The 257-nt window shown below is 57.2% G+C and carries 1 protein-coding gene; it reads right to left on the bottom strand.

Going from position 1 to position 257, the window contains the following annotated elements; genetic code table 11:
- Nucleotides 1–257, bottom strand: a 257-nt coding sequence (locus MXD62_RS09045; RefSeq protein WP_248828925.1) for a DHHA1 domain-containing protein, incomplete at both ends; no start/stop codon positions are given.

The following is a 257-nucleotide window of genomic DNA, read 5'->3' as shown; positions in this document are numbered from 1 at the left end:
ATTTCGACACCACCTGGTTTTGTACAAGCTCGGTGACCAGAGCCAAAGCTTCCTGCAGTTTGGAAGCGTCCTTGCCGCCTGCCTGGGCCATGTCGGGACGTCCGCCACCTCCACCGCCGCAGCGGGCTGCCACTTCCTTGATAATTTTGCCGGCATGGTAGCCTTGATCCATCAGATCTTTGGTCACTCCGGCCACTAGATTAACCTTGTCTCCTTCTGCGGAACCCAGCACGATGATGGCGGAGCCAAGCTTGTTC

This window comes from Frankia sp. Mgl5, from assembly GCF_023242985.1.
GTDB lineage: Bacteria > Actinomycetota > Actinomycetes > Frankiales > Frankiaceae > Parafrankia > Parafrankia soli.
The sequence above is the reverse complement of the archived record's forward strand: the minus strand, read 5'-3'. Positions and strand labels throughout refer to the sequence as shown.